The following is a 13,642-nucleotide window of genomic DNA, read 5'->3' on the forward strand; positions in this document are numbered from 1 at the left end:
GGCTCAGCCGACGCCGTCGAGCGCGTCGGTCTCGGTGTTGCCGATCGCCCTGATGACCTCGGGGCGGTGCTTCGCGAGGTGCAGGTACCAGGCGATCGCCGCGATCATCGTGATGAGGAACAGGTACGGGATGACGTTGAGCGGCCACGCGGGCACCGGCCAGACGTTCGCGAAGAACACGTACGCCATCGCCCCGACGGAGACGACCGCGCAGAGCCACACGAGGCCGTTGCGCATCTTCTCGCGGCGGGTGTACGCGACGCACGCGATCGCGACGAGCGCGTACGCGACCATGTAGCCGTAGGTCCCGTAGGTGTCGACCCAGACGACGATGTCCATCGGGTTCACGCCGATCGCGAGCAGCACGAGGTCGAGCGCGATCGCGGCGGGGCCGGCGACGAGCAGCACGCGGTGCGGCGTGAGGTGCCGCTCGTGGGTGCGGCCGAAGCGCTCGGCGACGACGCCCTCCTTGCCCATCACGTAGATGATGCGGCCGACGACGTTGAGCGGGGCGACCACGACGGCGAAGAACGAGGCGCCGACGCCGAAGGTGAGCACGGGCGCGAACCAGGCGGGCATGCCGATCTGCGTCGCGATCGCCTCGAGCGGGCTCGCCACTGTGGCGAGGTCCTCGCCGAGGATCGCGATCTGGGTGTACGCGGCGAACACGTAGAGGATGCCGACGGTGACCGCGCTCCACATGATCGCCCGCGGGATGGCGACGTAGGGGTTCTTCGCCTCACGGCCGAGCGCGTCGGCCGAGGAGAAGCCCACGAAGCCGAGGATGCCGAGCACCATGCCTGCGGCGACGCCCTGGAACGGCACCCCCTCGAACGAGAACTGCGCCGGGTCCCACGCGGCCGGGCCGGCCCAGACGAGAGCGAGCACCAGCAGCACGAGGATGATCGCGACCGAGACGAGCTCGAGCACGAGCGAGACGCGGGCCGAGAGGCGGATGCCCCGGATGGTGAAGAGCGTCGCGAGGCCGCCGAGCACGACGGCGAGCGCCATCGACCAGCCGATGCCCTCGGCCGGGATGCCGATGAGCACGAGGAACTGGCTCATGTACGAGACCGCGCCGCCGAGCGAGCCGGCCGCGATGCCCCAGCAGCCGACGAGGAGGGCGATGCCCGCGAGGTATGCGCCGAACGGGCCGAGGCCCTTGGCGACGTAGGTGTAGAGCGACCCGGCCGACGCGTGGCGCCGTGCGAACACGACGACGCAGTAGCCGACGGCGAGGATCACGAGCGTCGCGAGGATGAACGAGTAGATCGTGCCGTTGCCGGCGCCGAGGTAGATGCCGGCCGCGGTGAACGCGATGACGGCGCTCGGCGCGATGTTGGCGATGGCCTGCGCGGCCAGCTCGGGGCCGCTCATGACGCCGCGGCGGAGGCCGGCGTCGACGGGGGCCGGCGCGGGGGCGGCGGCCTGGGTGGGGGCGGTCATGTCGAACTCTCCAATGAGTCGGTGGGTCGGATGGTGCTGCCGGGGATGGCGGGAACGGCGGACTACGGGATGAGCAGCGTGCGAAGCGCCTCGCCCGATTCGAGGTCGTCGAATGCCTCGGCCGCCTCGCTGAGGGGCCGGCGGGCGGAGATGAGCGGGTCGAGCTTGAGCTGGCCGTCCATGTAGCGGTCGACGAGCGCGGGGATGTCGATCGAGGGGCGCACCGAGCCGTAGTTGGAGCCCAGAATGCGCTGGTCGGCCTCGGCGAGCACGAGCGGCTCGAACGAGGCCTTCGCGCCGGTCGGCGGCAGCCCGACGATCACGGCGGCGCCGCCGAGGCCGAGCATGCGGATCGCCTGCTCGGTGGTGACGGTGCGGCCGATGGCGTCGAAGGCGTAGTCGACGCCGTCGGGGATGAGCCCGAAGAGCTGCTCGACCGCGTCGCCCTGCGAGGCGTCGATGCGGTCGGTCGCCCCGAACTGCAGGGCGAGCTTGGTCTTCTCGGCGAGCACGTCGATCGCGATGATGCGCTCGGCGCCCGCGAGCTTCGCGCCCTGCACGACGTTGAGGCCGACGCCGCCGCAGCCGATCACGACGACGGTCGAGCCCGGCTCGACGGCGGCGGTGTTGAGCACGGCACCCACGCCCGTGGCGACGGCGCAGCCGACGACGGCGATCACGTCGAGCGGCGCGTCGTCGCGCACCTTGACCGCGCCCGACGCGGGCACGACGACCTCCTCGGCGAACGAGGAGACGCCGAGGTAGTGGTGCACCGGCTCGCCGCCCTGCTCGAGGCGCGAGGTGCCGTCGAAGAGCACGCCCTTGGGCGCGACGACCGTCGCGACCTTCTGGCAGCGCGCCTCGTGGCCCGAGAGGCAGTAGCGGCACTCGCCGCACGGCGGCACCCAGCTGAGCACGACGTGGTCGCCGACGGCGAGCGAGGTGACGCCCTCGCCGAGCTCGACGACCACGCCCGAGCCCTCGTGACCCATGACGAGCGGAGCCGGGGCGTCCCATTCCCCTCGCTTCACGTGCAGGTCGGAGTGGCAGACGCCGGCCGCGGCGATCTTGACGCGCACCTCGCCGGCCTTGGGGGCGGCGAGGTCGACGTCGGCGACCTCGATCGGCGTCTCCGGCTGCCGGAAGACGATGGCTTTCATGATGCTCCCTTGGATCTGTTGCTGGGCATGCCGATGCTAGGCAGGACCGCATCGATTCGGCACTGCGAGAAAGTGTGAACGGAATGCGCGCGAGTCGACATCTCTTACACTGCATGGATGGCTCGTCGACTCGACTCAGTGGCCTCGACCCTCGGCGCCGCGGTGGTGCCGGGCCGGGTCGAGCCCTCGCGCCCCGTCGACTCGGCGGTCGCGCTCGACGACTTCTCGGTCGTCGCGCACCCCTCCTTCGCGACCCTCGTGGTGGGCGATCGCGACGAGCTCGTCGCGGCCCTCGCCGCCCGAGACGCTCGCGCCGCGTCGCTCGCCGACGCGGTGCTCGTGACCGGTGCCGACGACCCTGCGCTCCGAGCGGGGCTGGCCGAGGCCGGCGTCACCGCCCTGGTCGGCGCACCCGGGCACCCGACCGCCGTGCTCCCGACGATCGTCGCCCTCCTCGCGGCCGACCAGGCCGCCGAGGACCGCCTCGTGACGACCGGCACGAAGGTACTCACCCAGGTCGCCCGTCGCGGCGGCGCCAAGGCGGTCATCGCCGAACTCGCCCACCGCATCGACGGCTGGGCGGTGCTGCTCGACGCGCACGGCCAGGTCATCACGACCGCGGGCGCCGGCGGCCTGCACGTGCAGGACGCGGTCGCCGTGGCGTTCAACCGCCCGGTCCGGGTGCGGCACCCCGGACTGCAGGTGCACCCGGTCGGATCCGGCGAGGACCTCACCGCCCTGCTCGTGATCGCCTCGCGCGAGAGCTCGACGAGCCGGGCGCGCGACCTCGCGTCGCAGACGGCCGCGCTCCTCGACCTCGTGCTGCGCACGCACGACCACGCGGGCACCGAGCGCCTCGGTCGCGCGATCATGGTCGACACGCTGCTCGCGGGCGGCGCAGAGGCATCCGCGCTGCTGCGCCGGTGGGGCGTGCACGAGCGCAGCCTGACCGCCTTCGCGCTCTCCAGCCGGTCGAAGGGCGTCGACCTCGAACGGCTCGTCGCGCGCTGGCTCGACGAGCTCGGTGCGGTGCACGTCATGACCGAGGCGCACGACCGCGTGCTCGGCTTCCTCCGCGACGACCAGGTCGACGCGTTCGCCCGCAGGGCGCTCGAGTTCACGCTCGACGGCAGCGCTGTGCTGCGGCTCGGACTCGGCTCGTCGGGGCCGGGCGACGCACTCGCGCGCAGCGCGTCGGAGGCGCGCCAGGCGCACGAGTCGGCCGTCGCCGACGCCCGCACGGTCGTGCGGTACCGGGCGCTGCCGACGGTCGCCCTCGTGCTCGAACGCCTCGACGCCGACGCGACCGCGGGCATCGCCGAACTCCTCGACCCGCTGCGCGGCGCCGACGGCGACCACGGCGAGCTGCTGCTGACGCTGCGGGTCTACCTCTCCGAGCACGGCGCGCTCGGGGCGACCGCGGCGTCGCTCGGCGTGCACCGCCAGACCCTCGCGGCGCGCCTCCACCGCATCGAGGAGCTCAGCGGGCTGTCGATGGCGAACCCCGACGATCGCACGGCGGCGTGGCTCGCCGTGCGCGCGCTCGAGCGCTGAGCGTGCGTTCCGCGAACGGCTGAGAGGGGGCATCGACGTTCCGATGGGCGCGACGGATGCCTCGTCGGCAGACTCGTGGGCGTCGAAAGGAACCACATGACCCGCATCCTCATGATCGTGACCGCGGCCGACGCCCTCGAACTCGCCGACGGCTCGCTGCACCCCACCGGCTTCTGGGCCGAAGAGCTCGTCGTCGCGCACCGCTCGCTCACCGGCGCCGGCGCCGACGTCGTCGTCGCGACGCCCGGCGGCGCGCCGGCCCCGGTCGACCCGGGCTCGCTGTCGGCCGAGATCGTCGGCGACGAGGCGAAGGTCGAGGAGTTCCGCGACTACCTCGACGGCATCGCCGCCGAACTCGCCTCGCCCCCATCGATCGCCGAGCTCGACGCGACCGGTTTCGACGCCGTCGTCCTGCCGGGCGGTCACGGGCCGATGGCCGATCTCGCCGGCGACCCCGCGGTCGGCGCCGCGCTCATGGCCGCCGACCGGGCCGACGTGCTCATCGCCCCCTTCTGCCACGGCCCCGCCGCACTGCTCAGCGCGACGGGTGACGACGGCGCGTTCGCCTTCGCCGGTCGCCGCCTCACGGTGTTCACCGACGAGGAGGAGCGCACGGGCGGCCTCGGCGACGGCACGCCGTGGTTCGTCGCGGCGACCCTCGCCGCGCGCGGCGCGCGCGTCGAGGGCGGTGAGCCCTGGGCGAGCCACATCGTGCGCGACGGCAACCTCATCAGCGGGCAGAACCCGCAGTCGAGCGTCGCGGTCGCCGAGGCCCTCCTCGCCGCCCTGGCCGAGCGCGCGCAGGCCTGACGCCGGGCGTCAGCCTCTCACGACGGCGACGATCGCCTCCGCCAGCGCGCGGAGGCGATCGCGGCGATCGAGCTCGCCCGTGCGCGAGACGAGGTACAGGGTGTTGAGCGGCGCCAGCTCGGGTTCGTGGAGGAGCACGAGACGGCCCTCCGCGAGCTCCGACTCGACGAGGTGACGCGGCAGCACCGACATGCCGGTGCCGGCGACGAGTGAAGCCCGGATCGCGCGGAGATCGGGGATCACCGCGATCGGGTACAGTCCGTCGGGGCGCTGCCCGAACACCGAACGCCAGTAGCGGCGCACGATCGGCAGTTCGTCGCCGTAGGCGACGAGCGGCACCTCGGCGAGCGCGGAGACGAACGCCGCGGTCTCGTCGGGCGGGGTCGCCGGACGCCAGCGGGGTGCCGCCACGAGCACGAACTCCTCGTCGACGAGCGGCATCGCGCTGAGGCCGCGCTGCGACGGACGCACCGAGCTCACGACGAGGTCGAGCGCCCCGGCGCGCAAGTCGTCGAGCAGCGCGTCGGCGAGGCCGAAGCGCAACCGCAGGCGCACCGCCGAGACCTCCGCGAGCTCGCCCAGGCTCGGTGCGAGCACCTCGCCGAGGAACTCGGCCGCTCCCCCGAGGTCGATGGTCTCGGTGCCGCCGGCCGCCGCGGGGGCGAGCACGTCGTCGAGCGCGTCGAGCGGCCCCGCGACCTCGCGGCCGAGTGCCACCGCGCGCGGGGTCGCGACGACCCCGGCCGCGCTGCGTTCGAAGAGCACGGTGCCGAGCCGCTGCTCGAGGGCCTGCACGTGCGAGCTCGCCGTCGCCTGCGAGAGCCCGAGCAGCCGCGCGCCCTCGCTCATCGACCCCGCGCGCAGCACGGTGAGGAAGGTGCGGAGGTGTTCGAGTTCGTGTGCCGCCATCGGCGCGATTCTTGCACGGCCGGGCGGAGAAGCCCTAGCCCCAGACCGTGAACACGACGTGCTGCCGATCGGCGGCGGCCGCGGCGAAGAACTCGCGCAGCCCCGCGAGCATGGCGAGCGCGTAGGCCTGCTCGTCGTCGCCGAACTCGGGGTTGCGCAGCTCGTCGGGCATCCGCCGGTAGGCGCCGGCGAACGTCGCGTCGTCGAGCGTCGCGAGATATCCCGCGACCTCGGCGGCCTCACCCGGATCGAGGTGGGTGACCCAGCACTCCTCGTCGTCGGCCTGCAGGGCACGGGCGCCGCCGATCACGCCTCGGGCCGGCCACTCGCCGTCGTCGCCCTCGGGGGCGAGCGCGCAGGCGATCGGGTCCCACGCCTTGTCGGTCTCGCAGGCGCGCTGCCAGATCGCGTCGTCGGCTTCGAGCTCGCCGATCACGTCGTGCAGGCGCTCGTCGTCGCCGGCCGCGTCGAGCACCCGCCGGGCCTCGTCGTCGTTCAGCCGGAAGTGCACCCCGAGCTCCATGCGTCCCCCATCCGGTCCGGTGCGCACGCCGCACCATGGCCGAATCTATCGGGCCCGCACGACATGAGATGATCCAGGCCGAGGCCGCCATCGCCCGCAGGCACGGGAAGAACTCGGCGGCCGCCTCGGTTGACCCGAGAAACGACTCTGAGGAGAATCCATGCCACTCGAAGGCGAGTACGCCCCCAGCACCTCCGACTGGGCCCGCAAGCAGGCCGAGGCGTACGAGGCGTCCGACGGCGCTGCGGCGAACCTGCTGCGCGGCCGCCCCATCATCGTGCTGACGACCCGCGGCGCCAAGAGCGGCAAGCTGCGCAAGACGGCGCTCATGCGCGTCGAGCACGAGGGCGAGTACGCGGTCGTCGCGTCGAAGGGCGGCGCACCCGAGCAGCCGCAGTGGTACTGGAACCTGAAGGCGCACCCCGAGGTCGAGCTGCAGGACGGCGATGAGAAGCACGACTACCTCGCGCACGAGCTCGAGGGCGAGGAGCGCGACGCGTGGTGGGAGCGCGCCAACGAGACCTGGCCCGACTACGCGAACTACCAGGAGAAGACCGACCGGCTGATCCCCGTGTTCGTGCTGCGGCGCACCGCCGCCTGAGCCGCGGCGTGGCGCGAGCACGTCGTCAGAGGCCGCGCATCGTGAACACCCGCGCGAGCACCGCGCGCGCCGGCGGCACCGCGAGCAGGCGCACGGCGGTGTTGCGAAGGGCGAGTCGGATGCCACGCGCCGGAGCCCCCATCGCCATGTTGAACCTCGCCCGCCGACAGGCCCGCACGGCCGCTCGCCTGCGGGTGCGCTCGTAGCGCCCGATCGCCGCCCCAGCACCGGGGGGATCGTCGAGCGCGGCCGGCAGCAGCTCGGCGAGCGCGAGCGCGTCGAGGAAGCCGAGGCTCATGCCCTGGCCGCCGATCGGGCTGACCTCGTGCGCGGCGTCGCCGGCGAGCACGACGCGACCCGCCGCGAAGCGCCGGGCGACGTGCTGGCTCGCGAGGAACACGCTCGGCTCGGGTACGGCCTCGAGCCGCACCCCGACCCGTTCGGCCACGATGGCCGTGAACGCGGCGGCGTCGAGCGGCGCACCGGGATCGCGGTCGGCGAGGTGCGCGACCCAGCGTCGTCCGCCGGGCAGCGGCAGCGACTCGACGACGCCGCCGGCCTCGAAGTGCAGCCTCGCGACGTCGTCGCCCGGGGCGGCCAGGTCGGCCATGGCGTACCGCGCGGCGCCGCGCCGCCGGCGCCACGGGATGCCGAGCCGCGCGCGCGTCCCGCTGCGCACGCCGTCGGCGACGATCACGAACTCCGCCTCGACCCGGTCGCCGCCGGCCAGGCGAACCCGCGCGCCGTGCTGCCCGACGCCCAGGTCGGCGACCTCGGCCCCGCGGCGCAGCCCCGCCGGTGCGAGCTCGCCGAGTCGCCGCTCGAGCGCGGCCTCGACGAGGTGCTGCGGCACCGAGAGCACGGCCGACGCCTCCGCGAAACGCAGACGCCCGAGCCGACGGCCCGCGACGCTCACCTCGCCACCGGTGATGCGGGTGCCCGCCCGCTCGAGCTCGTCGAGGACGCCCGCAGCGTCGAGGGCGCGCACGCCCGGGCCGTGCACCCCGATCGCCTTCGGCCGCGTCGACCGCTCGCGACGGCGCTCGAACACCCGCACGTCGATGCCCCGCGCGGCGAGCAGCACCGCCGCCAGCAAGCCGACCGGCCCGCCGCCGACGACGACGACCTGGGCCCGTTCGCCCGGTTCAGGCACGGGGGCGCCCCGCGGCATCCCCTTGCCAGACCACCTCGAGGCGCGACGGGAACGCCCGGCGCACCCGCCACCCCTGCGGCAGCACGGCCGCGAGCTCGCGGGCGGTGTGGCTCCGCCGGATCGACGTGAGTCCGTCGGCCCTGATGTACGAACCGCGCAGCAGGTTCGGCGCGAACGGCAACGTGCCGAGCGCGAAGCCCGCGTAGCCCAGCCGGCTGCGCTCGATGTCGCCGTGCACGACGGTGCCGCCGAACTCGGCGAGCCGTTCGCTGTCGGCGAGGAGCGCCCCGAACTCCTGCCCGTCGAGGTGGTGCAGCACGTGGTTCGAGAGCACCAGGTCGAAGTGCTGGCCCGCGTCGGCGAGCACGCGGCTCGTGGTCTGCAGGAGGGTGAGCCCGGGGGTCGGCGGCTGCGCGCGCGCCCACGCGATCGCCCGCCCGTCGGGGTCGATCGCGGTGACCTCGAGCCGCAGGCCCTCGGCGTGCGCCCAGCGCAGCAGCCGGCGCGGCAGGTCGGCGCTGCCGGTTCCCACGTCGAGCAAGCTCGTGCCCCAGACCGGCGAGAGCCGCGGACGCACCCAGTCGCGGTACACCGCTCGCTCCCCCGACACGACGGCGTTCACGAGCCGGAACCGCTCGTAGGTCTTCGCGAGCATGGCCTCGTCGGCGTCGGGAGCGTCCATCAGCTCGCGGGCGCTCTCGTCGCGCACCGCCAGCCCGGCCGCCCCGGCCCGCCCCGTCGTCACCTCGGCGCGCCTCAGCCGCTGACCGTCATGAGCGCCGACTCGACGGTGAGCCCCGGCCCGAACGCCATCGCGGCGACACGCTCGCCGGCGCCCGCGTCGCCGTCGAGGATGTGCCGCAGCACGAAGAGCACGGTCGCGCTCGACATGTTGCCGTAGTCGCGCAGCGTGTCGCGCGCGGGCACCAGCTGCGCCTCGCTCAGCACGAGCCGCGTCTCGACCTTGTCGAGGATGCTGCGACCGCCCGGGTGGATCGCCCAGTGCTCGACGGCCCGCCCCGCGGCATCCGTCTCGAGGGCGTCGACGAGCGCGGGGTCGTGCGCGAAGAGCGGCTCGAGCGCACCGGTGATGTGCTCGTCGATGAGCGCGGGAACCGCGTTCGAGAGCACCATCTCGAACCCGTGGTCGCCGATCTTCCACGCCATGTCGCCTTCGCCGGTGGGCGTGATGCGGGTCGCGAACCGGTCGAGCACGAGCGCCCGCTCACCGGGCTCGGGTGGGTGGGCGGTGACGATCGCCGCACCGGCCCCGTCGGAGAAGAGCGACGACGCGACGATCGTGTCGGGGTCGTTCGACGACCGCAGGTGCAGCGTGCAGAGCTCGACCGAGACGACGAGCACGACCGCCGAGGCATCCGCCTCGCAGAGCTGCTTCGCCAGCCGCAGCGCCGGGATCGACGCGTAGCAGCCCATGAAGCCGAGATGGTAGCGCTCGACGCCCGCGTCGAGGCCGAGCTCCCTGGCGATCATGAAGTCGGGACCGGGGGCGTAGAAGCCGGTGCAGCTCACCGTGACGATGTGGGTGACGTCGGCGGTGTCGATGCCCGGCGTGGCGTCGATCGCCGCCCGGCCGGCGGCGACGTAGAGTCCCGTCGCCTGCTGGGCGTACAGCTCGTTGCGGGCCTTCGTGCCGGGCTGCAGCAGCACGCCCGAGTCGATGTCGAAGAAGACGGGGTCGTCGGGGTGCGCATCGCGACTCAGCTCGGCGATCACGGTGTGCCGCGTCTCGATGGCCGAGACGTCGAAGCTCGTGGTGATGATGCGCTGGGCGAGGCGGTTCAGCCCCGGCTGTGCGGCGAACACGTCGCGCACCTCGGGCTGGACGAGCACGGTCGGCGGAACGACGGTCGAGAGTCCCCGCAGTGCGACGGTCATGCCTCATCGTAGGGTCGCGACCGGCCTCCACGGCAAGGGGTGGCGCCGAGCTCTCGGGTGGTTCGCAGCCCGCGTCGCCAGCGTCGAGGCCGAGTGAGGAAACGACGGATGCCGCGGGCGGCAGCCGCCCGCGGCATCCGTGCCGATCTCGCTCGGCCTCAGGCGAGCAGCTTCGCCTTCGCGGCCGCGAACTCGTCGGCCGAGAGGATGCCCTGCTGCTGGAGTGCGGCGAGCTTCTGCAGCTCGGCGACGACGTCGACGCCGCCGGCCGGGGCGGCCGGAGCGGCGGCCTGCTGCGCGGCGGCCTGCTGCGCCGCCGCCTGCTGGGCGTACGCCTGCTGCTGCTCGTACTGCTGCTGCTGCTCGTACTGCTGCGCGTCGTACTTCTGCTGCGCGCGCTCGTTCTGGCGGCGGGCGACGTTGCCGGAGACCGCCGTCGCGGTGCCCGCGACGACCGCCGTGCGCGCCGCCATCCCGATGAGACCCGGGCGACCCATACGTCCCAGAGGCATGATCAGCCTTCCTCCCCGCTCGCCTCGGCGAGCAACTGGTTCACGACCGGCGCGGGAATGCGCTCGGTCGACAGCACCACGCCGCCGCCTTCGGCGAAACGCGATGCGAGCTTCTTGGCCCAGAGCAGCTCGAACGCCGCGAGCGCGGCCGAGGTGCCCGGAGGGATGAGCTCGGCGAAGTCGTCGACGTCTTCAGCGCCGACGAGACCCGACTGCTCGAGCTCGAGCACGCCGAAGCCGTACGCCTCGCCCTCGTCCTCGATCTCGACGATGCGCACCGAGCCGTCGGGCTCGCGCGAGACGATCACGAGGTCGAGCAGGCGCACCTCGCCGCCGTCGACCAGTTCCTCGAGCGCCTCGACCGTGCCCGGATCGAGTCGGTCCCCCTCGAACCCCACCAGATACAGCTCCACCGGGCCGTATGCGAACTCCGCCATGATTCCCCTTGGCTCGAACGATGCCGGTCGGCGGTCGCCGACCACACATCCGAAGACTAACCCCGGCCCGTCGGGCGGCGCCAGAGCCGAACGGCCCCGATTCGGGGGCGAATCCGCGAGCCCGGTCCGTCGGCCGCCTCAGGCCGCCTCCGCCCGGCGCGCCGACCCTTCCCCGCTGCCCCGGCGGCCGGTAGCGTCGGGAGCGTGCGGCAGCGCCGCGCGGGTACATCGACGAGGGGAAGGCGTTCAATGTCCGCAGATTTCAGGGGAAAGATCGAGTTGGACGTGCGCGACTCGGTCGCGGACTGGGCGCCGTACGAGACGCCGAAGGCGCCGGAAGGGGCGCCGAACATCCTGGTGATCCTCTACGACGACACCGGCCAGGCGTCGTGGTCGCCCTACGGAGGCCGCATCAACATGCCGACGATGGAGCGCCTCGCGCAGAACGGCCTGACCTACACGCAGTGGCACACCACGGCGCTGTGCTCGCCGACGCGCTCGACGTTCCTGACCGGACGCAACCACCACGCCAACGGCATGGGCAACATCATGGAGGGCACGAACGGGTTCCCGGGCCTCTCGGGTCACATCCCAGCCGAGTGCGCCACGATCGGGCAGGTGCTGCAGCAGAGCGGGTACTCGACGTTCTGGGTCGGCAAGAACCACAACGTCCCCGAAGAGGACGTCTCGGCGGGCGGGTCGAAGGCGCAGTGGCCGCTCGCCATGGGCTTCGACCGCTTCTACGGCTTCCTCGGCGGCGAGACGAACAACTGGTACCCCGACCTCACCGAGGACAACCGCTTCATCGAGCAGCCGTACTCGCCCGAGGATGGCTACCACCTCTCCAAGGACCTCGCCGACCAGGCGATCCGGATGATCCGCGACCAGAAGGCGTCGAACCCCTCGAAGCCCTGGTACACGTGGTTCTGCCCGGGCGCGAACCACGCCCCCCACCATGCGCCGCAGGAGTACATCGAGAAGTACAAGGGCAAGTTCGACGACGGCTACGACGCCTACCGCACCTGGGTGCTCGAGCGCATGGTCGAGCGCGGCGTGCTGCCCGAGGGCACCGAGCTGACGCCCTTCAACCCGCTGCCCGACGACCAGGCGAACGCAGCGGACTACGTGAAGCCGTGGGACTCGCTCTCCGCCGACGAGCAGCGCCTGTTCAGCCGCATGGCCGAGGTCTTCGCGGGCTTCAGCGAGTACACCGACGCCCAGATCGGCCGCATCGTCGACTACCTCGAGGCCTCGGGCCAGCTCGAGAACACGCTCATCTTCTACTGCGCCGACAACGGCGCCTCGGGCGAGGGCTCGCCCGACGGCTCGGTCAACGAGAACAAGTTCTTCAACGGGTTCCCCGACGACCTCGCCGAGAACCTCGCGAAGATCGACGTGCTCGGCAGCGCGGAGACGTACAACCACTACCCCACCGGGTGGGCGGCCGCGTTCTCGACGCCATATCAGATGTTCAAGCGCTACTCGCAGTTCGCGGGCGGCACCTGCGACCCGATGGTCATCCACTGGCCGGCGGGCATCTCGGCCAAGGGCGAGATCCGCAACCAGTACCACCACTCGACCGACATCGTCGCCACCATCCTCGACGTCATCGGCATCGAGTTCCCCGACGAGTTCCGCGGCGTGAAGCAGCGCCCGCTCGACGGCGTGTCGATGAAGTACTCCTTCGACGCCGCGCCCGACGGCCCGACTGAGAAGCAGGTGCAGTACTACGCGATGCTCGGCACGCGTGGCATCTGGAAGGACGGCTGGAAGGCCGCCGCGATCCACGCCCCGCTGACCGGCCACGGCCGCTTCGACGAGGACCGCTGGGAGCTGTACCACGTCGAGGTCGACCGCTCGGAGTCGAAGGACCTCGCGGCGGAGCATCCCGAGAAGCTCAAGGAGCTCGTCGACGCATGGTTCGAGGAGGCGGAGAAGAACAACGTCCTGCCGCTCGACGACCGCTCGGCGCGCGACCAGCTGACGATCGAGCGCCCGCAGTCGGAGCCGCCGCGCACCCGCTACGTCTACTACCCCGACACGGGCGCGGTGGCCGAGTCGGTCGCGGTCAACGTGCGCGGCCGCTCGTTCAAGGTCATCGCCGACGTGGTGCTCGAGGAGGGCGCGGAGGGCGTGCTCTTCGCGCACGGCTCGCGGTTCGGCGGGCACTCGCTGTTCATCAAGGACGGCACGCTCAACTACGTCTACAACTTCCTCGGCATCCCGCCCGAGCAGTCGTTCACATCGGGCGCGCTCACGCCGGGCAAGCACGCGCTCGGCATGGAGTTCATCCGCGAGGGCGCGGGCGAGCACGGCGAGTCGGTCGGCACCTGCAAGCTCTACGTCGACGACCAGGTCGTCGCCGAGGGGCCGATGCGGTCGCAGATCGGCAAGTTCACGCTCTGCGGCGACGGCCTCTGCGTCGGCTACGACAGCGGCGACGCGGTGAGCAGCCAGTACACCGACTCGTTCCCGTTCACGGGCGGCAAGTTGCTGGGCGTCGCGGTCGACGTGAGCGAGGAGCAGTACCTCGACCTCGAACTCGAGGCGCTCGCGGCGCTCGCGCGCGAGTAGCGGGCGAGCACGACTGACGGATGCCTCGGCGGGAGCGATCCCGCCGAGGCATCCGTCGTTCCTGCGG

General features: G+C 72.6%; 13 protein-coding genes. 4 read left to right on the top strand and 9 right to left on the bottom strand.

Annotated features, from left to right (window positions below; all coding sequences use genetic code 11):
- Window positions 1–3: 3 nt before the first annotated feature.
- Entirely contained in the window at window positions 4–1,377 is a 1,374-nt protein-coding gene (locus ACFVTH_RS06365; RefSeq protein WP_387088766.1) for an APC family permease, read from the bottom strand.
- A gap of 131 nt (window positions 1,378–1,508) precedes the next feature.
- Window positions 1,509–2,606 carry an alcohol dehydrogenase catalytic domain-containing protein gene (locus ACFVTH_RS06370; RefSeq protein ID WP_387087918.1) on the bottom strand — a complete coding sequence of 366 codons (1,098 nt, stop codon included), beginning with the start codon at window positions 2,604–2,606 and terminating at the stop codon, window positions 1,509–1,511.
- Window positions 2,607–2,723: 117 nt separating this feature from the next.
- Between ACFVTH_RS06370 and ACFVTH_RS06375 the strand changes: the two genes are divergently transcribed.
- Together ACFVTH_RS06375 and ACFVTH_RS06380 are read left to right on the top strand one after the other, a co-directional pair.
- Entirely contained in the window at window positions 2,724–4,160 is a 1,437-nt protein-coding gene (locus tag ACFVTH_RS06375; protein WP_387087921.1) for a PucR family transcriptional regulator, read from the top strand.
- Between the two features lie 96 nt (window positions 4,161–4,256).
- Window positions 4,257–4,970: a type 1 glutamine amidotransferase domain-containing protein gene (locus ACFVTH_RS06380; protein WP_387087924.1), complete on the top strand. Its 714-nt coding sequence runs from the start codon at window positions 4,257–4,259 to the stop codon at window positions 4,968–4,970.
- 9 nt (window positions 4,971–4,979) lie between these two features.
- On the opposite strand, the gene ACFVTH_RS06385 is transcribed toward ACFVTH_RS06380, so the two are convergent.
- Together ACFVTH_RS06385 and ACFVTH_RS06390 are read right to left on the bottom strand one after the other, a co-directional pair.
- The gene (locus ACFVTH_RS06385; protein ID WP_387087927.1) at window positions 4,980–5,879 is read right to left on the bottom strand and encodes a LysR family transcriptional regulator; all 900 of its coding nucleotides are present in this window, start codon (window positions 5,877–5,879) and stop codon (window positions 4,980–4,982) included.
- Between the two features lie 34 nt (window positions 5,880–5,913).
- Complete coding sequence (locus tag ACFVTH_RS06390; protein ID WP_387087930.1) at window positions 5,914–6,402, bottom strand: DUF1877 family protein; 489 nt, start codon at window positions 6,400–6,402, stop codon at window positions 5,914–5,916.
- Between the two features lie 160 nt (window positions 6,403–6,562).
- Here ACFVTH_RS06390 and ACFVTH_RS06395 point away from each other — a divergent pair, with 160 nt between their 5' ends.
- Complete coding sequence (locus ACFVTH_RS06395) at window positions 6,563–7,003, top strand: nitroreductase family deazaflavin-dependent oxidoreductase (RefSeq protein WP_387087933.1); 441 nt, start codon at window positions 6,563–6,565, stop codon at window positions 7,001–7,003.
- 25 nt (window positions 7,004–7,028) lie between these two features.
- Here the strand turns inward: ACFVTH_RS06395 and ACFVTH_RS06400 are convergent, their stop codons facing one another.
- The 5 genes from ACFVTH_RS06400 to ACFVTH_RS06420 form a co-directional block, all read right to left on the bottom strand.
- On the bottom strand, window positions 7,029–8,156 hold the full coding sequence (locus ACFVTH_RS06400) for an FAD-dependent oxidoreductase (RefSeq protein WP_387087935.1): 1,128 nt from the start codon (window positions 8,154–8,156) through the stop codon (window positions 7,029–7,031).
- The gene (locus ACFVTH_RS06405; RefSeq protein ID WP_387087937.1) at window positions 8,149–8,901 is read right to left on the bottom strand and encodes a methyltransferase domain-containing protein; all 753 of its coding nucleotides are present in this window, start codon (window positions 8,899–8,901) and stop codon (window positions 8,149–8,151) included. The genes ACFVTH_RS06400 and ACFVTH_RS06405 overlap by 8 nt, the downstream gene beginning before the upstream one ends.
- Before the next feature lie 11 nt (window positions 8,902–8,912).
- Window positions 8,913–10,052 carry a type III polyketide synthase gene (locus ACFVTH_RS06410; RefSeq protein ID WP_387087940.1) on the bottom strand — a complete coding sequence of 380 codons (1,140 nt, stop codon included), beginning with the start codon at window positions 10,050–10,052 and terminating at the stop codon, window positions 8,913–8,915.
- A gap of 158 nt (window positions 10,053–10,210) precedes the next feature.
- The gene (locus ACFVTH_RS06415; RefSeq protein ID WP_387087943.1) at window positions 10,211–10,564 is read right to left on the bottom strand and encodes an SHOCT domain-containing protein; all 354 of its coding nucleotides are present in this window, start codon (window positions 10,562–10,564) and stop codon (window positions 10,211–10,213) included.
- Between the two features lie 2 nt (window positions 10,565–10,566).
- Window positions 10,567–11,001: a DUF6325 family protein gene (locus ACFVTH_RS06420; RefSeq protein WP_387087945.1), complete on the bottom strand. Its 435-nt coding sequence runs from the start codon at window positions 10,999–11,001 to the stop codon at window positions 10,567–10,569.
- Window positions 11,002–11,250: 249 nt separating this feature from the next.
- Between ACFVTH_RS06420 and ACFVTH_RS06425 the strand changes: the two genes are divergently transcribed.
- Window positions 11,251–13,575 carry an arylsulfatase gene (locus ACFVTH_RS06425; protein ID WP_387087948.1) on the top strand — a complete coding sequence of 775 codons (2,325 nt, stop codon included), beginning with the start codon at window positions 11,251–11,253 and terminating at the stop codon, window positions 13,573–13,575.
- Window positions 13,576–13,642 lie beyond the last annotated feature (67 nt).

The organism is Agromyces sp. NPDC058104 (assembly GCF_042884835.1).
Taxonomy (GTDB): Bacteria; Actinomycetota; Actinomycetes; order Actinomycetales; family Microbacteriaceae; genus Agromyces.